19 protein-coding genes are annotated in these 19,748 nt (G+C 72.1%); 5 read left to right on the forward strand and 14 right to left on the reverse strand.

Annotated elements, in window-relative coordinates; translation table 11 throughout:
- Positions 1 to 7: 7 nt before the first annotated feature.
- A complete protein-coding gene (locus BKI49_RS05935) occupies positions 8 to 211 on the forward strand; it encodes a DUF1918 domain-containing protein (RefSeq protein ID WP_095933123.1) in 204 nt (67 codons plus the stop codon).
- 21 nt (positions 212 to 232) lie between these two features.
- On the opposite strand, the gene BKI49_RS05940 is transcribed toward BKI49_RS05935, so the two are convergent.
- Positions 233 to 1,513, reverse strand: coding sequence for a glycoside hydrolase family 10-like protein (locus BKI49_RS05940; RefSeq protein WP_095933124.1), 1,281 nt, complete (start codon positions 1,511 to 1,513; stop codon positions 233 to 235).
- A gap of 169 nt (positions 1,514 to 1,682) precedes the next feature.
- Here BKI49_RS05940 and BKI49_RS05945 point away from each other — a divergent pair, with 169 nt between their 5' ends.
- Both BKI49_RS05945 and BKI49_RS05950 read left to right on the forward strand, forming a co-directional pair.
- The gene (locus BKI49_RS05945; protein WP_179332347.1) at positions 1,683 to 2,543 is read left to right on the forward strand and encodes a 3-hydroxybutyryl-CoA dehydrogenase; all 861 of its coding nucleotides are present in this window, start codon (positions 1,683 to 1,685) and stop codon (positions 2,541 to 2,543) included.
- Between the two features lie 239 nt (positions 2,544 to 2,782).
- Positions 2,783 to 3,040, forward strand: coding sequence for a hypothetical protein (locus BKI49_RS05950; RefSeq protein ID WP_095933126.1), 258 nt, complete (start codon positions 2,783 to 2,785; stop codon positions 3,038 to 3,040).
- Positions 3,041 to 3,068: 28 nt separating this feature from the next.
- Here the strand turns inward: BKI49_RS05950 and BKI49_RS05955 are convergent, their stop codons facing one another.
- The 10 genes from BKI49_RS05955 to infC form a co-directional block, all read right to left on the reverse strand.
- On the reverse strand, positions 3,069 to 3,614 hold the full coding sequence (locus tag BKI49_RS05955; protein ID WP_095933127.1) for an NUDIX hydrolase: 546 nt from the start codon (positions 3,612 to 3,614) through the stop codon (positions 3,069 to 3,071).
- Positions 3,615 to 3,731: 117 nt separating this feature from the next.
- A complete protein-coding gene (locus BKI49_RS05960; protein ID WP_095933128.1) occupies positions 3,732 to 5,072 on the reverse strand; it encodes an NsdA family TPR-like regulatory protein in 1,341 nt (446 codons plus the stop codon).
- A 252-nt stretch (positions 5,073 to 5,324) separates the two neighbouring features.
- On the reverse strand, positions 5,325 to 6,320 hold the full coding sequence (locus BKI49_RS05965) for a PP2C family protein-serine/threonine phosphatase (protein WP_257004630.1): 996 nt from the start codon (positions 6,318 to 6,320) through the stop codon (positions 5,325 to 5,327).
- A 434-nt stretch (positions 6,321 to 6,754) separates the two neighbouring features.
- Positions 6,755 to 9,259 (reverse strand): phenylalanine--tRNA ligase subunit beta, encoded by a 2,505-nt coding sequence (pheT, locus tag BKI49_RS05970; RefSeq protein WP_095933130.1) that lies wholly within the window; start codon positions 9,257 to 9,259, stop codon positions 6,755 to 6,757.
- Positions 9,259 to 10,383 (reverse strand): phenylalanine--tRNA ligase subunit alpha, encoded by a 1,125-nt coding sequence (gene pheS / locus BKI49_RS05975; protein ID WP_028801566.1) that lies wholly within the window; start codon positions 10,381 to 10,383, stop codon positions 9,259 to 9,261. The genes pheT and pheS overlap by 1 nt, the downstream gene beginning before the upstream one ends.
- 180 nt (positions 10,384 to 10,563) lie before the next feature.
- Positions 10,564 to 11,736, reverse strand: a complete 1,173-nt coding sequence (locus BKI49_RS05980; RefSeq protein ID WP_095933131.1) for a sensor histidine kinase — start codon at positions 11,734 to 11,736, stop codon at positions 10,564 to 10,566.
- A gap of 51 nt (positions 11,737 to 11,787) precedes the next feature.
- The gene (locus BKI49_RS05985; protein WP_095933132.1) at positions 11,788 to 12,648 is read right to left on the reverse strand and encodes a TrmH family RNA methyltransferase; all 861 of its coding nucleotides are present in this window, start codon (positions 12,646 to 12,648) and stop codon (positions 11,788 to 11,790) included.
- A 200-nt stretch (positions 12,649 to 12,848) separates the two neighbouring features.
- Positions 12,849 to 13,232 (reverse strand): 50S ribosomal protein L20, encoded by a 384-nt coding sequence (rplT, locus tag BKI49_RS05990; protein WP_018103794.1) that lies wholly within the window; start codon positions 13,230 to 13,232, stop codon positions 12,849 to 12,851.
- Between the two features lie 97 nt (positions 13,233 to 13,329).
- The gene (gene rpmI / locus BKI49_RS05995) at positions 13,330 to 13,524 is read right to left on the reverse strand and encodes a 50S ribosomal protein L35 (protein ID WP_007829094.1); all 195 of its coding nucleotides are present in this window, start codon (positions 13,522 to 13,524) and stop codon (positions 13,330 to 13,332) included.
- A 152-nt stretch (positions 13,525 to 13,676) separates the two neighbouring features.
- Positions 13,677 to 14,372, reverse strand: coding sequence for a translation initiation factor IF-3 (gene infC, locus BKI49_RS06000; protein ID WP_095933133.1), 696 nt, complete (start codon positions 14,370 to 14,372; stop codon positions 13,677 to 13,679).
- A 368-nt stretch (positions 14,373 to 14,740) separates the two neighbouring features.
- Between infC and BKI49_RS06010 the strand changes: the two genes are divergently transcribed.
- Positions 14,741 to 15,097 carry a DUF1844 domain-containing protein gene (locus BKI49_RS06010; RefSeq protein ID WP_028801570.1) on the forward strand — a complete coding sequence of 119 codons (357 nt, stop codon included), beginning with the start codon at positions 14,741 to 14,743 and terminating at the stop codon, positions 15,095 to 15,097.
- A 7-nt stretch (positions 15,098 to 15,104) separates the two neighbouring features.
- Here the strand turns inward: BKI49_RS06010 and BKI49_RS06015 are convergent, their stop codons facing one another.
- Positions 15,105 to 15,836 (reverse strand): SseB family protein, encoded by a 732-nt coding sequence (locus BKI49_RS06015; RefSeq protein WP_095933134.1) that lies wholly within the window; start codon positions 15,834 to 15,836, stop codon positions 15,105 to 15,107.
- A gap of 148 nt (positions 15,837 to 15,984) precedes the next feature.
- On the opposite strand from BKI49_RS06015, the gene BKI49_RS06020 reads away from it, so the two are divergent.
- Positions 15,985 to 16,953: a serine hydrolase gene (locus tag BKI49_RS06020; RefSeq protein ID WP_095933135.1), complete on the forward strand. Its 969-nt coding sequence runs from the start codon at positions 15,985 to 15,987 to the stop codon at positions 16,951 to 16,953.
- A 245-nt stretch (positions 16,954 to 17,198) separates the two neighbouring features.
- Here BKI49_RS06020 and mycP read toward each other — a convergent pair whose 3' ends face one another.
- Entirely contained in the window at positions 17,199 to 18,425 is a 1,227-nt protein-coding gene (gene mycP, locus BKI49_RS06025; RefSeq protein WP_095933136.1) for a type VII secretion-associated serine protease mycosin, read from the reverse strand.
- A partial coding sequence (locus BKI49_RS35665) for a hypothetical protein (RefSeq protein ID WP_306453542.1) occupies positions 18,422 to 19,748 on the reverse strand: 1,327 nt, incomplete at its 5' end. The genes mycP and BKI49_RS35665, both read right to left, overlap by 4 nt.

Below are 19,748 nucleotides of genomic sequence, written 5' to 3' on the forward strand. Positions count from 1 at the left end.
CGTTCAGATGCGTGCAAACAAGGGCGACCAGCTTGTGCAGCACGGCAGGGTTGTCGGTCAGCACGACAAGGTCGCGGAGATCACCGAGGTGATGGGGGCGCAGGGCGCTCCCCCGTACCGCGTGCGATTCGAGGACGGGCACGAGGCCGTGTGCTCACCGGGCCCCGACTCCGAGATCCGCCACAAGGACATGAGGCAGCAAAGGACCTGAGGCAGCAGTGACCATCGGCTCTCACGCCCGGCGCGCCCGGCGCGGAGGTGTCGCCGACCGCTGGTAGTGGTCGGCGACGACCCGCGCCATCGCACCGATGCGGTCGGAGCCGGCCTCCGTCGCCGAGAAGAAGGCGTGCCCGCGCACCTCGGCGCAGTCACCGGCGAGGGTGAGGTGCCGGGAGAGTTCGGCCGGGTCCCGCCACGCTTCGGGCTGCCCCGGTGCACCGGCCTTGTACAGCGCCTCCCCGACGTAGAGCCGTACGCGCGTGCCCCGGGTGACGTCCGCCCACCAGGGCAGCAGCTCGGCGTAGTCCGCGTCGGCGAAGCCGATGTTCCAGTAGAGCTGGGGACAGATGTAGTCGATCCACTGCTCCCTGACCCACTTCCTGGTGTCGGCGTGCAGGTCGTCGTACGTCTGGATGTGGGCCGCCGTCGCCGATCCGAGCGGGTCGCTCGCCGTGTTGCGCCACACCCCGAAGGGGCTGATCCCGAAGCACGCGGCGGGCCGGGTGCGCGCGAGGGCCTCCGACATCTCCCGCACCAGCAGGTCGATGTTGTGACGCCGCCAGGAGGCCCGGTCCGGGAAGCCGGCCCCGTGTCCCACGTACGCCGCGTCGTCGTCGAAGGCCTCGCCGTCGACGGGATACGGATAGAAGTAGTCGTCCCAGTGGACGGCGTCGACCGGATACCTGCGCACCGCGTCGAGCATCGCGTCCTGCACGAAGGCCCGGACCTGCGGCAGTCCGGGGTTGTAGTAGAGCCGCCCGCCGTACGGCACGATCCAGTCGGGGTGCCTGCGGGCGGGGTGCGCGGGGGCCAGCCGGGCGGGGTCGGTGTGATTCGCGACGCGGTACGGGTTGAACCAGGCGTGCAGCTCAAGACCGCGCGCGTGCGCCTCGCGGACCACGGTGTCCAGCGGGTCCCAGCCGGGGTCCTGGCCCTGGACGCCGGTGAGGACCTCGGACCACGGCTCGTACGGCGAGGGCCACAGCGCGTCGGCCGCGGGCCGCACCTGGAACATCACCGTGTTCAGCCTCAGCCGAACCGCCGTGTCGAGATGGTCGAGGAGCTCGGCGCGCTGCTGGTCGCGGCTCAGTCCGCCGCGCGAGGGCCAGTCTCGGTTGGAGACCGTGGCCAGCCACATGCCGCGGAACTCGCTCTCCGTCCGGTGAGGTCGCGTCGGAGCCGGCGCCGGGGCCGGGGCGGGGTTCGCGCCCGCCCCGGCGTCCCCCTGGGCCGCCAGTCCCGACAGTGCCGCCACCGCGGTCGCCGCGAACGTCCGGCGTGACAGCAGCCCCATCTCCGCATCCCTTCACGCACCCGGTCCGCGCCGTCACGGACCGCCATTTCGCCCCAGGATGCCGGACCCCGACGATCGATCATCGATACTTGGCGGTAACGTGCACGTTCGGAGCAGGCACCGAAACACGGAGGTCCTGCCGGCCGTGCAGATCAGCGAAGGGGACGATGTGACCGACATCGAACGCGTCGGAGTGGTGGGCTGCGGGCAGATGGGTGCGGGCATTGCCGAGGTGTGCGCCCGCGCCGGTCTGGACGTCAAGGTCGCCGAGACCACCGGCGAGGCCCTGGAGATCGGCCGTACCCGGCTCTTCAACTCCCTCTCCAAGGCCGCCGAGCGCGGGAAGATCTCCGAGGAGGAGCTCAAGTCCACCCAGGACCGGCTCAGCTTCACCACGGACCTCGGCGAGTTCGCCGACCGCGACCTGGTGATCGAGGCCGTCGTCGAGAACGAGCAGGTCAAGACCGAGATCTTCCAGGTCCTCGACCAGGTGGTGACGCGGCCCGACGCGATCCTGGCCTCCAACACCTCCTCGATTCCGCTGGTGAAGCTCGCGGTCGCCACCTCGCGGCCCGACCAGGTCATCGGCATCCACTTCTTCAACCCGGCGCCGGTCCAGAAGCTCGTCGAGCTGATCCCGGCGCTGACCACTTCCGAGGGCACCCTCAGCCGGGCCCAGCTGTTCGCCGAGAAGGCGGTCGGCAAGCACGCCATCCGCGCCCAGGACCGCTCGGGCTTCGTGGTCAACGCGCTGCTCATCCCGTACCTCCTGTCGGCGATCCGGATGTTCGAGTCGGGCATCGCGAGCCGCGAGGACATCGACAACGGCATGGAGCTCGGCTGCGCCCACCCGATGGGCCCGCTCAAGCTGTCCGACCTGATCGGCCTCGACACGGTCGCCTCGGTCGCCCACTCGATGTACGAGGAGTACAAGGAGCCGCTGTACGCCGCTCCCCCGCTGCTCCAGCGCATGGTGGACGCGGGCCGCCTGGGCCGGAAGTCGGGATCGGGCTTCTACACCTACGGCTGACACCCGGACTGCACGGTCCACGGCCGACACCCCTGGCCGACTACGGATCGTGAGCTGATCACGAGCATCGGCTCGCGCGGGCCCGGCACCCTTTTCGGTGCCGGGCCCGCGCCATTCACACACCGTGTGCGCGCCGGGCCCGCATATGCCCGTCGCACACGCTCCCCACGCGTCCACCAGGCGAGTTGACTTTCCGTGCGCATGTAAGGGATGGCACGACTACGGAAAGGAGCGGACTCGTGACCGCCGACCCCGAGCATCCCGTGGTCCCAGGGGAACTCGCAGAGTTACGCCGGTCCCTCGAAGTGGGGCTCACTCGCATAGAGGGAGGACTGGCACTGCTCACTCAGCGCGACGACCAGACCGCCAAGGATCTCGACGACCTGAGCACACGGGTCGTCGCCCTCGAACACACCCGCTGGCCACTGCCCACCCTCGCCGTCCTCGCGGCCGTTGGCGCGCTGGCCGTGGCGGTCTGGCAGGCTCTGGGCCACTAGGTCCCCGGACGCCGTGGGGGGGGACGGATCAGGGCAAGGCGTCCTGCCCGAGCCTGAGATGGTGCAGTAGGAGCAGTGCGGCAGCCATGTTGGCGGCCGGGACCTCGCCGCGGGCGACCATGTCGGGGACGAGCTTCAGGGGAACCCATTCCCGACGGTCGGACTCGAAGTCGTCCACGGGGTGTCCGATGTACGCACCCTCGTCGGCCCAGAAGATGTGGTGCCGGGCGTCGGTGAGCCCGTTGGAGGGCTCGACGCTCATCAGATGCCTCAGGGGTCCCGGCCGCCAGCCGGTCTCCTCCTCCAGTTCGCGGGCCGCCGCGACGGCGATGTCCTCGCCGTCCTCGACGACACCCGCCGCAAGCTCCCATCCCCAGCTGTCGGTGATGAAGCGGTGCCGCCACAGGAGCAGCACTTCGTTGGCCTCATTCACCACAGTGGCCACGGCCACGGGCCGCAGCCGTATCAAAAAGTGATCGAGGTGCCGACCGTCCGGCAGCTCCACATCTGCGAGATTGACGCTGAACCAGCGGTTTGCGTACACAGTTTGTTCGTTCTGTTTCGTCCACTGCACGGTTCTGCCACCTTCCGCCGAGTAGATGGCAATATCGCAGCAGGAGCGTCCTGACAGCAGGCTCACAGCGGTCGGGGCACGGTGCAGCGGCGGTCGAACCTTTTCGTGGCGCCTTCCCTACAGCGGTACGCGCAATGCCCCGTCGATGAGCTCGGCGGCCTCGGCCGTGCCCGCGCAGCCGCTGCGCACCAGGTGCTCGCGCACCGCGCGCAGTCTGTCGCGCAGCCGCTGGGACTCCATCCCCCGCGCCTGTTCGGCCATTTGAACGGCGGTGGCCACCGCCTTGTCGGCGTTGCCCTGACGCAGCTCGATCTGGCTGAGCATCGCCAACCGGTGCACCCGCCCCCGGTCGTGCGCCGGGTTGTCCACGGCGGCCGCGGCGTGCTCCCCCGCCGCCACCAGGTCGCCGAGGCTGAGCAGGGCCTCCGCCACCTGCACGTTGACCAGGCCCGGCTGGACATAGCCGGTCTCGTCGGGCTCGTACCCGCGCCGGATGCGCTCGGCGGCCTGCTCGGCACGCCGTATGCAGGACAGCGCACTGCTGCCGTCGCCGAGGTGTGCGTACGCCTTGGCCTGCATCGCGTAGAGGTCGGAGGCGAGCGCCGGCGTGATGTGCCGCCCGGCGGCGCGCAGCGCGGCCTCGGCGAAGGCCACGGCCTGCCGGTACTCGCGCATGAACAGCGACTGGTTGACCAGCAGGGCTATGACGTAGGCCCCGAGTCCCCTGTCCCCGCTGGCCTTCGCCAGGCGCAGCGCCTGATGGAAGTAGCGCTGGGCCAGTCCGTGCGCGTCGGAGTCGTAGGCGCAGATGCCCGCGATGGCGACCAGGCCGCCCGTGGCGCGGTGCAGCTGGCGGCCGGTGGCATCGGTGTAGCTGCCGCGCAGCAGCGGCGCCGTCTCGGAGTTGAGGAACCCGACGATCCGGGTGCGGGTCGCGATACCGCCCGCCTTGCGGTACATCTGCTCGTAGTGGGCGCGGGCCGCCCGCAGCATGTCGATGTCCGCCATGCTGACGCGGTGCCGTCCGCCGCGCGAGACGTCCACGTCCTCGGGCGGGTTCTCCCATTCCCACACCGGCATCACGGCGGGCGTACCGGTGACGGCGGGCGCGCCGAGTATGTGCGGGCGCTGCTGCTCGTCGGAGCGCCACAGGGCGGTGGCCCGCTCCACGAAGCCGGACAGCGAGGTGCCGTGCGGGGTGGCCGGTTCACCGGGCACGCCCAGTCCGATGTCGTCGAGCGTGACGGGCCGGTGCAGCCGGCCCGCGAGCACCTCACAGATCAGGTCGGGTACCTGGCCACGGGGGCGCTGCCCCTTCAACCAGCGCGCCACGGCCGTGTGTTCGTACCGCAGCGCGAGTCCACGTGCTCTGCCCGCCTGATTGACATGGGCGGCGAGTCCCGCGTGCGAGATGCCGGCCTCGTCGAGTATCGCGTCGAGCAGTGTGTTGGGCTGCATGGAGGCCCCCCGGGTGGCTCGGTGCCGTCAGAGTAGTGCGTCCGCTTTCACACGGGGTGTGAAAGGAATGCCCGTATCCGGGCAGTGCGCGCGCTGTCGCAGAGCGTTTCTGGCCGGTTGACTGAAATGCCTCGCAAGAGGCCGGCCGGGCCGCCGGCTCCCCCTCGTACAGTGCGGCGGCCCGCTTCCGCGCCGTCCGCCCAGCTGCCTGCCCGACACTCCGTGGCGGGGCGGACGGCGCACGCCGCGGCGTCAGTTCACCTGCTGGGCGACGGAGGCGCCCTGTTGCACAGGGACGCATCGGCGGTCGTTGCGCAGCACGAGCAACGCGACGTCGTCGGCGGGCGATCCGCCGGCATGGCGCAGGACCCGGGCGAGCACACCACGCAGGACGGATCGGGGTGAGGCGGGCTGGACACGGACCACGTCGGCGAGCACGGCCTGCAACGGGAAGAAGCGGCCGTGCCCGTCGCGCGCGTCCTCCACCCCGTCGGTGTACAGGAAGAGCCCTTCCCCGGGCTGCAGGCGACCGCAGTGCTCGGCGGGCAGCTCGGCAGGCAGCGGGAACGGCCCGAGCGGCGGCAGGGGTTCGCCCGTGGACAGCCGCTCGACGTGACCGCGCGCACCCGCCCGTTCCGTGTGGCTGCGCAGCAGATAGGGCCAGGGATGGCCGCAGTTGAGGGCGTACACCTCGCCGTCGCGGCGGATCTCCAGCAGCAGCACGGTGACGAACTCCTCGGCGACCCAACTGTCCGGATCGGTCCCGGCCGAGGGGTGCTCGGCCCGGGCCCGCTCACGCAGGTACCGGGCCAGCGCGCGTTCCAGCCGCTTGAGGACGGAGCCGAGTTCGGGCTCGTCGTGCACGGCCTCGCGGAAGCTGCCGAGGACGGCGGCGACGGTCCCGATGGCACCGATACCGTGGCCCCGGACGTCACCCATGACGATCCGTACCCCGTGCTCGGTGGCGATCACCTCGTACAGGTCGCCGCCCACGTTCGCGCCGCGGTCGGCGGACAGTTGTGCCGCCGCGACGTTCAGCCCGTCGATACGCGAGGGCAGGGGGCGCAACAGCACGTTCTGGGCGGCGCCCGCGACCTTGCGGATCTGCCGCAGCTCTCGCAGCAGTGCGCCCCTGACGTGCAGTATCAGGCCCGTGCCCACCGCGAAGAAGACCGCGCTGGTGACGATCCGCGCGCCCAGCCCGTCCTCCTGCGCGAGCGGGCAGGCCATCTTGTACGTGATCGCCATCGCGCCCCAGACGGTGGGCAGCCCCAGGCTCAGCACCCGGCGCAGCGGGCGCCGCCCGTCGCGGCGGACCGTCGTCCCGGGGCCCGGATACGCGACACGCCCCCGGCCGATCCGGGGCCCTCTTCGCCGCACGGCCCGGGTGAGTCCGGCTCGCAGTCCGTCGCCCCTGCCCCGCGGCCTCAGGCCCGCCCGGGCCAGCACCCGCGAATGCGTCCGGGGCTTCGCCCTACGGGGAGCCCCAGCCTTGATACGGATCATGCCGATTGGCCCCCCAATAGGCCCTGACAGCGCAGAAGGCCTCCGAGAGACCGGTCCGATTCTTTCGACCGCATGCCCCGATCGGGCCAGATCGCCCGGAGTTGTCACCCCAAAGAGTGAGGGGTACATCCGGACTCCCGGATGTACCCCTCATCACGCCCTCGACTGTGCCGGGCTCACGCCCCGCGCAGCACCGCCCCGGTGCGCTCGGCCGCCAGGGCGACGGCCGCGTCACGGGCCGCGGAGGCCTCGTCGACGGTCAGGGTGCGGTCGGTGGCACGGAACCGCAGCGCGTAGGCGAGGGACTTCTTGTCCTCGCCGAGCTGCTCGCTCTCGTAGACGTCGAAGAGCCGGATGGACTCCAGGAGCTCACCCGCGCCCTCGCGCAGCGCGGCCTCGACGTCGGCGTGCGGGATCTCGCGGGAGACCACCAGCGCGACGTCCTGCGTGGCGACCGGGAAGGTGGAGATCTTCGGGCCCTTGGGCAGGCCCGCGCTCGCCTCCTCCAGCGCGTCCAGGTCCAGCTCCATCGCGCAGGTGCGCGGGGCCAGGCCCAGGGTCTTCAGAACGCCGGGGTGCAGCTCACCGGCGTATCCGATGACCTTCTCGGTGCCGTCGACGAGCACGGCGAGCTCGGCGCAGCGGCCCGGGTGCCACGGCCCGTACTGACCGGAGCGGACGAGGAGTTCGGTCCCCGCCTCGCGGGCCAGGATGCGCGCGGCCTCGACGGCGTCCGCCCAGTCGGCCGGGCGGCCCTTGCCCCACCAGCCGGCCTGCTCGCGGGCGCCCGCGAGGACGACGGCGGCGTGCCGGGGCTGGAAGGGCAGCGCGGCGGTGAGCGACGCGATCTCCTCGTCCGTGGGACGGCGGTCGACCGGCAGCCGTCCCGCGACGCGCAGCTCCCGCTGCGGGTGGAAGACCAGACCGGTCTCGAAGAGCGCCAGGTCGTGGCTGCCGCGGCCGTCGTTGCGGCGCAGCGCGCCGAGCAGACCCGGCAGCAGCGTCGTACGGAGCGCGGGCTCCTCGTCGGAGAGCGGGTTGACCAGCTTGACGACCTTGCGCTTCGGGTCGTCGGCGGCGAGGCCGAACTGGTCGAAGACGTGCTCGCCGATGAACGGGTAGTTCAGCGCCTCGACGTATCCGGCACCCGCCAGGGCACGGCCGATACGGCGGTGCAGGCGCTGCCGGCCGGTGAGGCCGAGGCCCGCCGGGGGCTTGGGCAGCGTGGAGGGCAGGTTCTCGTAGCCCTCCAGCCGGATGACCTCTTCGGCCAGGTCGTTCGGGTCGGTCAGGTCGGGCCGCCAGGACGGCACGGTGACGATCAGCTCGTCCTGCCCGTAGACGTCGCAGCCGACCTGCTGGAGACGGCGGACGACGGTCTCACGGCCGTAGTCGACGCCCGCGACCTTGTCCGGGTGGTTCGCCGGGATGGTGATGGTGTGCGGCGCGGACGGCGCGATGACCTCGGTGACGCCGGCGTCGGCGGTACCGCCGGCCAGCAGCACGAGCAGGTCGACGGTCCGCTGGGCCGCGGCGGACGCGGCCTGCGGGTCGACACCGCGCTCGAAGCGCTTGGACGCCTCGGAGGCCAGCTTGTGACGGCGGGCCGTCCGCGCGATCGAGATCGCGTCGAAGTGCGCGGCCTCGACGACGACCTCGGTGGTGGTGCCCTCGGTGTCGTCGATCTCCGTGTTGGCGCCGCCCATCACGCCCGCGAGGCCGATGGGACCGCGGTCGTCGGTGATCACCAGGTCCTCGGCGTCGAGGGTGCGCTTGACGCCGTCGAGGGTGGTGAGCTTCTCGCCCTGCTCGGCGCGGCGCACACCGATCGCGCCCTGGACGCGGGAGCGGTCGTAGGCGTGCAGGGGCTGGCCGAGCTCCAGCATCACGTAGTTGGTGATGTCGACGGCGAGCGAGATCGGGCGCATGCCCGCCTTCTGCAGGCGGCGGCGGAGCCAGATCGGGGAGCGGGCCTCGGGGTCGAGACCGGTCACCGTGCGCGCCGTGAAGCGGTCGCAGCCGGCCGGGTCGCCGACCTGCACCGGGTAGCCGAACGCGTTCGGGGCCGGTACGTCGAGGAGCGCCGGGTCGCGCAGCGGCAGGCCGTACGCGATGGCGGCCTCGCGGGCGATGCCGCGCAGCGAGAGGCAGTAGCCGCGGTCGGGGGTGACCGCGATGTCGAGGACCTCGTCGACGAGCTGGAGCAGCTCGATCGCGTCGGTGCCGACCTCGACCTCGGGCGGCAGCACAATGATGCCGCCGCTGCCGTCGTCGCCCATGCCCAGCTCGTCGCCGGAGCAGATCATGCCGTGCGAGGTCTTGCCGTACGTCTTGCGCGCGGCGATGGCGAAGTTGCCGGGCAGGACGGCGCCCGGCAGCACCACGACGACCTTGTCGCCGACCGCGAAGTTGCGGGCGCCGCAGACGATCTCCTGGGGCTCACCGGTGCCGTTGGCCGTGCCGACGTCGACGGTGCAGAAGCGGATGGGCTTCTTGAAGCCCTCCAGTTCCTCGATGGTCAGCACCTGGCCGACGACGAGGGGGCCCTTGAGGTCGGCGCCGAGCTGCTCGACAGTCTCGACCTCCAGGCCTGCCGAAATGAGCTTGGCCTGGACGTCGCGCCCGGTCTCCGTCGCCGGCAGGTCGACGTACTCCCGCAGCCAAGAAAGCGGGACCCGCATCAGATCTCCATCCCGAACGGCCGGGTGAACCGGACGTCACCCTCGACCATGTCTCGCATGTCTTCGACGTTGTGGCGGAACATCAGCATCCGCTCGATGCCGAACCCGAAGGCGAATCCGCTGTACTTCACCGGGTCGACGCCGCAGGCGACGAGCACCCGCGGGTTGACCATGCCGCAGCCGCCGAGCTCGATCCAGCCCTCGGACGAGCAGGTCCGGCAGGGGCGGTCGGGGTTGCCGACGGACTCGCCCTTGCAGACGTAGCAGAGCATGTCCATCTCGGCGGACGGCTCGGTGAAGGGGAAGTAGTTCGGGCGCAGCCGGGTCTTCATGTCCGAGCCGAAGAGCGACTGGACCATGTGGTCCAGGGTGCCCTTGAGGTCGGCCATGGTCAGGCCCTCGTCGATGGCCAGCAGCTCGATCTGGTGGAAGACCGGGGTGTGCGTGGCGTCGAGCTCGTCCGTGCGGTACACACGGCCGGGGCAGACGATGTAGACGGGCGGCTCGCGGTCGAGCATGGCGCGGGCCTGCACGGGCGAGGTGTGCGTCCGCAGGACGACACCGGACTCACCGTGGTCACCCTTGGGGCCCTCGACGAAGAAGGTGTCCTGCATCTGCCGGGCCGGGTGGTCAGGGCCGAAGTTCAGGGCGTCGAAGTTGAACCACTCCGCCTCGACCTCGGGGCCCTCGGCGACCTCGTATCCCATGGACACGAAGACGTCGGCGACCCGCTCCATCATGGTGGTCAGCGGGTGGCGGGCGCCGGCCGGCACGCGGTCGTAGGGCAGTGTGACGTCCACCGCCTCCTCGACCAGGACGCGGGCGTCGCGCTCGGCCTCCAGCTCGGCCTGGCGTGCGGCGAGGGCCTTGTTCACGGCGCCGCGGGCCTGGCCCACGCGCTTGCCGGCGTCGGCCTTGGCGTGCGGGGGCAGGGCGCCGATCTCGCGGTTGGCGAGGGCCAGCGGCGAGGTGCCGCCGGTGTGGGCGACCTTGGCCTCCTGGAGCGCGTCGAGGTCACCGGCGGCCGCGAAGGCGGCGAGCGCCTCGTCCCGCATGCGCTCGATCTCTTCCGGTTTCAAGGCCTCGACCTCTACAGGGTCGTACGACTTATTCGGTGCCGACATCTCTTCCCGTGCTTCCGGTTGGCTGGCTGAGGGTCCCCGTCCCGACTCGGGGGACGCGTCGTCCCTGAAACGGGGACGCAAAGGTGCCAAAGGCCGAGTCTAACGGGGTGGGAGACAGCCTTGGACGCGCAGTCCAAGGGGTGGCTCCCTCATGCGTGCGCCCGTGGGGCCTCTTCGGCGTCAGAGGAGATGCGCCGGGGTGCCCACGGGCAACGTAAATCGGAACTCGGCGCCGCCGCCGGGGGCGCGGCCGACCGTGATGGTGCCGCCGTGGGCTTCGACGATGCCCTTGACGATGTAGAGCCCGAGGCCGGTGCCGCCGCGCTTGCTGCCCCGCCAGAAGCGGGTGAAGACGCGGTTCATGGACTCCTCCGGGATGCCGGTGCCCTCGTCGCTCACCGTGACCGACGTGGCGGTGTTCTCGCCGTCCTCCCGCTCGTGCGGGGACACCGAGGGTGCCAGATCAATGGTGACGGTTCCCTCGCCGTGACGCACGGCATTTTCGAGCAGGTTGCTGAGCACCTGGTCGATCTTGTCCGGGTCGGCCCACAGGGCGGGCAGCGGCTGCTCGATGCGCAGCAGGAAGCGGTCGGCCGACTGGCCCGAGGCGACGTACGCCTGGATGTGCCGGCCGACGGCCGCACCGATGTCGACGGGCTGGCGGCGCACCTCGAGACGGCCCGAGTCGATGCGGGAGATGTCGAGCAGTTCGGCGATGAGCCGGGTGACCCGGTTCGCGTCGGCGTCGACGGTCTCCAGCATGAGCTTCTTCTGGTCGTCCGTGAACCTCTCCCACTTCGCCAGCAGCGTCGCGGTGAAGCCCTTGACGGAGGTCAGCGGCGAGCGCAGCTCGTGGGCGACCGTCGCGATCAGTTCGGCGTGGCTGCGCTCGGTGCGGCGGCGGGCCTCGGTGTCACGGAGGGAGACGACGACGCGGTGCACGGGGCCGGTGGGGCGCGTCCGCACGTAGCGCGCGGAGACGAGGACCTCGCGCGCCCCGGGCAGCAGCAGATTGCGCTCGGGCTGGGCGTTGCGGATCGCGAGACCGCCGTACGGGTCGGTCAGCTGCCACCATCTGCGGCCCTCCAGGTCCTCCAGCGGGAGCACCGTGTCGAGCCCGCGTCCGAGGGCGTCGGCGGCGGGGACCGCGGTGATCCGGGCCGCGGCGGCGTTGAAACAGATCACCACGCCGTGCTCGTCGGCCACGACGAGCCCGTCGGGCAGGTCGTCGGGGTCGATGGCCAGGTCGGCCGGGACACGTCCGGTGGTGGGGTCGCCGTGCCGGGACGTGGGTGTGCCGCGCACCTCCCGTGCTCGCGGCGCCTTCTGCGCACCGCTCGTGCCGACACTCATCCCCGTACCCCACCTCTCGTCTGGCGCAGGGCCCCCGAGCCCGTCACCCTACTAGCTGTCGGTGACGGAGCGGCACCCTCCGGAGGCGCGCTGTGCACGGGCGGACGCGTAGAGACATACGGCGGCGGCCGTGGCGAGGTTCAGGCTCTCGGCCTTTCCGTGGATGGGTACGCGCACGACGGCGTCGGCCAGCGCCCGGGTCTCCTCCGGAAGCCCCCAGGCCTCGTTCCCGAACACCCAGGCGGTGGGGCCGCCCATGGTGCCCTTGTCCAGCTCGTCGTCGAGGTCGTCGTCGCCCGCGCCGTCCGCGGCGAGGATCCGCACCCCGGCGTCCTTGAGGCCCTGCACGGCCCGCTCCACGGGCACGCCGACCGCGACGGGGAGATGGAACAGCGAGCCGACCGAGGCGCGCACGGCCTTGGGGTTGTACAGGTCCACGGAGGCGTCGGTCAGGACGACGGCCTCGGCGCCCGCGGCGTCGGCGCACCGCAGCACGGTGCCGGCGTTCCCGGGGTCCCGGACGTGGGCGAGGACGGCGACGAGCCTGGGCCGGGCTTCGAGGACGTCCTCGAAGGGGGTGTCGAGGAACCGGCAGACGCCGACGAGTCCCTGCGGGGTCACGGTGGTCGAGATGTCGGCGATCACCGTCTCGTCCGCGAGGTGCACGCGGGCGCCGGCGTCCCGGGCCTCGCCGATGATGTCGGCGTACCGCTCCGCCGCCTCGACGGTCGAGAAGAGTTCCACGAGGGTGGCCCGACCGTGCGCCCGGTGGGCCGCCGCCTCCCGTACGGCCTGCGGGCCCTCGGCGAGGAACAGCTGCTCCTTGCCCCGGAAGTTCCGCTTGGCCAGCCGCCGCGCGGCGGATACGCGGGGCGAACGCGGGGAGATCAGCTCGGGGGCGGCAAAGGGCATGGGCTCACCTTCGGAAGTTCACGGGTACTTGTCGGGCGCGGGCCCGCGGTCGACGGGTACGGGCAGGGATGCGGGCCGCCGTGTGCACGACGTGTCCGGCCGCCCGCGCGCACGGGGCGCCGCCCGTCCGGACGCAGCAGGACCCGCAGGCCTCGGGCCTGCGGGTCCTCCGGTCGCACCGGCCTAGCGCCGGTGCAGCGTCACGCGGCCTTCGGCGCGTTGACGTCCGACGGCAGCGCCTTCTGCGCGACCTCGACGAGCGCGGCGAACGCGTTGGCGTCGTTGACGGCCAGCTCCGCGAGGATCTTGCGGTCCACCTCGATGTTGGCGGCCTTCAGACCCTGGATGAGGCGGTTGTACGTCATGCCGTTCTGGCGGGCCGCAGCGTTGATGCGCTGGATCCACAGCTGACGGAAGTCGCCCTTGCGCTTCTTGCGGTCGTTGTAGTTGTAGACCAGCGAGTGGGTGACCTGCTCCTTGGCCTTGCGGTACAGGCGCGAACGCTGACCGCGGTATCCGGAGGCCTGCTCCAGGATCGCCCGGCGCTTCTTGTGGGCGTTGACTGCCCGCTTGACGCGTGCCACTTTGTTTAACTCCTTGTAGCGGGGCCGTGGTGGTCGTCACACGGCCCGAAATCGATTGGGTCCCGGTCCAGACGCGCGGCGCCGAGGCGCCGGTGCGTCACTTGCCGAGAAGCTTCTTGATCTTCTTGGCGTCGCCCGGGGCCATCTCGGCGTTGCCGGTGAGGCGACGCGTCAGACGGGACGACTTGTGCTCGAGCAGGTGGCGCTTGCCGGCGCGCTCACGGAGCACCTTGCCGGAGCCGGTGACCTTGAAGCGCTTGCTGGCACCGCTGTGCGACTTGTTCTTCGGCATAGCGCCGTTATCTCCTCGTCAGTGGCGTTCCGGTGCCCGGTCGTGAAACCGGGCACGATGGAACGTCATATGTATCGATTGACATCCCCGGACTGCTGTCCCGGGCGCCTCGGACTCCCGTCCTGAGCGCTCCCGGGGCGTGGGTCCTGGGATCAGGCCTCGGCGGGAGCCTCGGCCGGAGCCTCGGCGGAAGCCTCGGCCGGGGCCTCGGCGGTCTCGGCCTCGGCGGCGTTCTGCGAGCGACCGGGGTTGGCCTTCGCTTCCGCCTTGCGGGCCGCCTGGGCCTCACGGGCCTCGGCCATCGCCTCGGTCTTCTTCTTGTGCGGACCGAGAACCATGATCATGTTCCGGCCGTCCTGCTTCGGGTTCGACTCGACGAAACCGAGGTCCTGGACGTCCTCCGCGAGACGCTGCAGCAGTCGGTAGCCCAGCTCGGGCCGGGACTGCTCGCGACCACGGAACATGATCGTGATCTTGACCTTGTCGCCCTGCTTGAGGAACCGGACGACGTGACCCTTCTTGGTGTCGTAGTCGTGCGGGTCGATCTTCGGCCGGAGCTTCATCTCCTTGATGACCGTGTGCGCCTGGTTCTTGCGCGCCTCACGGGCCTTCATGGCCGACTCGTACTTGAACTTCCCGTAGTCCATGAGCTTGCAGACGGGCGGACGGGCGTTCGCCGCGACCTCGACCAGGTCCAGGTCGTACTCCTGCGCAAGCTCCAGGGCCTTGGCAAGCGGAACAATCCCGACCTGCTCGCCGCTGGGACCGACAAGTCGCACCTCGGGAACGCGAATCCGGTCGTTGATGCGGGGCTCGGCGCTGATGGATCCTCCTCGGTAGCACCACACGGCGGTCTGGCGGACAGCCGCGTATGTCTCTGATGACACGTGGACCAACCACCGCGGGGCATGAAAAATGCCCCGTGACGGAACACAGGCGGGGCTCCATGACTACCGGAGCACCGCCGCGGTGAACCGCGGGGCGCACTATCGGGCGACTCCACCGTCCGTACGGAACGGTGGTGGCCGCCTGACCGGGTGACCCGCCGCCCCGGAGGACGGTCAGGTGGGAGATCGGAGCCTCCACTTGTGGGTCGAGCACATACGTGTCCGACCGGTCGTTACACAAGGTTAGCAGCTCCCCCGGGCCCGCGCTAACCGGGCGCCTCGGGCTCCCCCGCGCGGACGGCCGCGCACCTGGGCCTATCGTGTCAGGTATGAGTGACACCCCTCCCCAGACTCCCGACTACGACACCATGGCCCGCGACATCGCCGAGGTCCCGGCGGTCGAGGTGATCGTGACGGTCGCCGTGAACCTGATGAGCGCCGCCGCCGTGAAGCTCGGTCTGACCGAGGAGGGGGACGAGCACAAGGACCTGGACGAGGCGCGCAAGCTGGTCACCGCGCTGGCCGGGCTGCTCGACGCGAGCGCGACCGAGATCAGCTCCTTCCACGCGGCGCCGCTGCGCGACGGCCTGAAGTCGCTCCAGCTGGCGTTCCGCGAGGCGTCGATCGTCCCGGACGAGCCGGGCCAGGGGCCGGGCGAGAAGTACACGGGCCCGGTCTACGGCTGACCTTCACTCACCGACGTACGTACAGGGGCTCGCCCGGCGGCGTCGCCTCGGCCGGCAGCAGCGCCAGGTCGAGGCCGCGCACCAGGCGGGCCCTCAGTGTCTCGTCGGCCGCGAGCCGCTCGGCGACCGAGCGGGCCGCCTCGGCCGGGGCGGCGGACGGGTCGAGCACGAGGGCGAGGGTGCCGTCGGCGCGGCCGGGCCCGAGGTGGGCGCGCAGCACCAGCGGCTCGGCGGCGACCGCGGCCCGCACCGCGGCCACGACGGCCGGGTCGGCGAGCGGGTCGGTCGAGGTGCGTCCCTCGGCGAGCGCGAGCAGCGCCGGGCCCGTCAGCTCGTAGGGCACGGGCCCCGCCATGTCCAGGACGATCGTGTCGGCCTTCTCGTGCGCGGCGGCCTGCAGCGCCTGGTGCAGGGGTACGGCGACGGGGCGGGCCGCGGGGTCCCAGCGGGCCAGCGACTCGGTGGACGTGAAGGCGGGCAGCGCCGTGCGGTGGCCGGCCTTCAGGGTCGGCACCGCCATGTCGCTGGTCTTCTCGTGACGCAGTCCGTTCTCGTCCTCCTCGACCTCGCCGAGGACGGCCACCACGGGCACGAGCAGCCGGGCGCCCTTGAGCGCCTCCAGGACGGGCCCGACGGCGGTGCGGTCCTCGGCCCAGGCCGCGAGCGCCGCGCTGAGCTTCGGGTCGGCGCTGCCGTCGTCGTCGGAGAAGCCGGAGTCGGGAATGTTCTTGTTCGCCACGGTCCCGACCCTATCGGGGTGATGCTGCTGTGCTTGTGCGGCCCCGGTAACCCGGCGGTGACAAGGCTCATGCGTTTCTCAGCCTTCCCTGACACACATCTCACATGCGTCTAACCACGGGCACAGCCCCGGCGCCCAGCATCGCGGGATGGACCGTCACAGAGCCCGAGGGCGCCGCGCCCGCACCGCCCGACGCACGCCGCTGCTGTCCGCCCTGGTGGCCTCCGCCGTACTGGTGGGCGGCACCGCGGCCGGCACCTTCTACATGAAGGCCCAGGCGCACGACGGCTCCGGGCCCGTATCGTCGTCCGGGTCCCCGGCGGCGTCCTCGGCGTCGCCCGCCGTCAGCGAGGAGGCGTCGGTGGAACCCGTGGCGGAGCCCTCGGTCGATCGTGAGGCGCTGCTCGCCGTGGCGATGAAGTCGGTGACGGCGGAGAACGGGGCGAAGGTGTCGGTCGCGGTCCTCGACCTCACGTCCGGCGAGAGCTCCATGTACGGCGACGGCTCCTTCGACACCGCGAGCATCGTGAAGGTCGACATCCTGGCGGCGCTGCTGCTCCAGGTCCAGGACGCGGACCGGCATCTCACGGCCCAGGAGAAGGCGTACGCCACCGCGATGATCGAGCACAGCGACAACGCGGCGGCGTCCGCGCTGTGGGACGAGATCGGGCGGGCGGACGGCCTGGACTCCGCGAACGCCCGCTTCGGCCTGTCCGGCACGCAGGGCGGCGACGGCGTGCTGTGGGGGCTGACGCAGACCACGGCGGCCGATCAACTCACCCTGCTCCGGCAGGTGTTCGGCGTCGGCGACGCCGAGCTCTCGAAGAGTTCGCGCGCCTATGTGCAGGGGCTCATGGGCGGTGTCGCGGCGGGCCAGCACTGGGGGGTCTCGGCGGTGGCGGACGGCTCCGCGTGGGCCCTGAAGAACGGGTGGTTGGCGCGCAGCACGACCGGGCTGTGGGACATCAACAGCATCGGACGGGTCACCGCCGACGGACGCTCCTACCTGGTGGCGACCCTGTCGAACGGCAACTCCACGCAGGCGAAGGGGATTTCGCTGGTGGAGGCGGCGGCGCGGGCGGCCGTGTCGGCGTTCCGGGACACGGACACGGGCTGAGGCTCAGGTCGTTCGGGGCGCTGCGGGGGGGGTATGCGCCGCAACACCCGTACCGCCTGCACGGATTGCCCGGGGTACCCAGGGGGCCCGACCGGCCCACCGGTGAACTCCGGCAGGACCGGTTCCGTTCGGGTCCCGCCGTCAGAGGGCGCTGGGCGTCGCCGTGCCGGCCCGGGTCCCGCGATGACGCGTGTGCCGCTGGGCGTCGCCGTACCCGCCCAGGTCCCGCCGCCCGACGCGTGCGACTAGGCGTCGCCGTACCGGCCCGGGTCACGGCGGCCGCGCCACAGCACGACCGCCGCCGCCAGCAGGGCCGCGCCGAGGCCGCCCGCGAGGGGGCCCGCCCAGCCCGAGGAGTCGTCGTCGCCCTTGGCGGTGTCGGGACCCGAGCCGAAGTACTTCCCGCCGTACGCCTGCGAGTGGAGCCCTTCGGGCTTGAGCCGGCCGCCTGCCTTGATGGCGGCGGCGGGGTCGACGAAACCGAACCCGCGGGAGTCGTCGTGACCGCCGGCCGGGGAGTTCCGGGCGGTGTCCTCCAGGAGCTGCTTGATCTGCGCCGGGGACAGACCGGGGTGGGCCGCCTTGATGAGCGCGACCGCGCCGGAGACGAAGGCGGACGCCGCGCTCGTGCCCCAGCCCTCGTAGTAGCGGTCGTCCGGGTCGGCGATGACGACGTCGACGCCGGGCGCGCTCACCGTGGCGTACCAGCGGCGGGTGGAGAAGGAGGCGCGGGTGCCGTAGCGGTCCACGGCGGTCGCCGCGATCACACCCGGGTAGGCGGCCGGGTAGGAGATGTGGTCGCCCTTCTCGCCCCCGTTGCCGGCCGAGGCGACGACGACGGCGCCCTTGCGCAGGGCGTACTGGACGGCCTCGTCCTCCGCCGGTTCGGGGTGGGCGGACTTGGAGTCGTCGCCGAGGGAGAGGTTGATGACGTCGGCGCCGTGGTCGGTGGCCCAGCGGATGCCTTCGGCGAGTGCGTTGCCCCGGGTGTTGCGGGCCTTCGTCCGGGCGGAGTCGCCGTCCTCCAGAATGACGCGGACCGGGAGGACCTTCGCCTCCGGGGCGATGCCCATGACTCCGTCGTCGTCGCCCGGGCCGTGACCGTGCCCGGCGATGATGCCCGCCATGGCCGTGCCGTGCCTGGCCCACGCCCGGTCGCCACGGCTCGCGCCGAAGCCGACCATGTCCTTGCCGGTGAGGACGTTCCCGTCGAGGTCCGGGTGCCGGGCGTCGACGCCCGTGTCGAGGACGGCGACGGTGATGCCCTTGCCCTTGGTCGTCCGCCAGGCCTGCTGGGTGTGCATCGCGTCCAGTGCCCACTGCTTGGCGCGTATGCCGTCGGCGTACGCGGTGGTGGACGGCACCAGGGCGAGGGACCCGGCCAGCAGGACACCGAGCAGCCCGGCCCGGCGGGTCACCCCGGTCGGGCGGGCCCGCCCCGCCGTGCGGACCGGTCCGGCCTTGCGGATCATGACGGCTTCTCCGTGGCCGAGGTGACGGTCTTGCGGAAACCCCGCTCGACACGGTCGGCGAGGCCCTGCGCCTCGTGGCCGAGGCCCGCCTGCGCCGGGGTCGTGGTCGCACCGGGCTCGATGGCGTCCTCGGCCGCCTGCGGCGTGGTGACGGCACGGCCGTCCGCGAAACCGGAGACGGCGTAGACCACGACGGGGGCGTCGGTCAGCACCGACACCGTCCAGGAGGCGCGCTGCGCGGTGCCGAAGTGGTCGGCGACGGTTCCCTCTGCGGCGTACGGGCGGGGCATCAGGTCGGTGCGGCGCTCCAGGCCCTCCTTCTCGAAGCGGGCCTTGAGGGAGGTCATCGCCGCCGCGTCGGCCTTGGTGAACAGCAGGCCGACGGTGGTGACATGGCTGCGGGTGGCGTCCGTGTACGTGGCGCGCAGCAGCCGCAGACAGCCGACCGGGGCGAGGGCCTTGCGCAGGAGCGGGTCGAAGGCGTCCTTGCAGCCGGTGTCCGGCGCGACGGCGATCCGGGTCCAGACGCGGTCGGCGCCACCGGGTCCGGCTCCGTCGCCCCGCACGGTGGGCGGGAAGAGCCGGTCCACGGGCACGCTGTGCCACAGGTCGCCGGCCGACGCGAACGCGTCGCCCGAGCCCTCGCCGTCGGTGCCGCCGGTGAGCCAACTGCCCGTCACCGCGCCGCCGATGAGTCCGACTCCGAGGACGACGCAGGCCGCGGCGGCCACGATGCGGGGACGGGTCCTGCCGCCGCGCGAGGTGCGTGGACGCTCGCCGGTCCCGTCGTGGGTGTCCGGCTCTGCGAACGAGACGAAGGGGCGCTCCGCTCCCGGGGTGCGCGACGGAGGTACGGGGGCGCGGGGCGGGGTGTGCGGGGGCGCGGCCGGCTCCTGGGCCGGGACGGGCCGCAGCCGCCTGGTCGTCTCCGTGCTGTTCTCCTCGGGCGGGCCGGTGCGCGGCGGTACGCCGGGCCGGGCGGATCCGGGTGTGGCCGGCGGAGCGTCCGGGAAGCGGGCGGAGGCCGGGGGTGGCGGCGGGGTGACGGCGCCCGGCCGGCGCGCGGCGGGCAGGCCGGACGCCGTGCCGGTGGAGTCCTCCGCGTCCCGCTCGGGGGCGCCGGCGGGACGGGCGGGCCCGTCCCCGGGCCCGTGGGCCGGCGTACCGGGCCGGCGCGGCGACCGGTCACCGGGGGTGCCGGTCCCGTGCGCCGCGACATCGGTGGACGGGGCGAAGAAGTCGTACGAGCTCGGTGGCGACGGCACCCGCGCAGCGCTTCCGGCCCGCGGCGCCGCACCGGCACCCGTGGAAGGGGGTTCCACC

Source organism: Streptomyces sp. Tue6028 (assembly GCF_002300165.1).
Classification (GTDB): Bacteria; Actinomycetota; Actinomycetes; order Streptomycetales; family Streptomycetaceae; genus Streptomyces; species Streptomyces siamensis.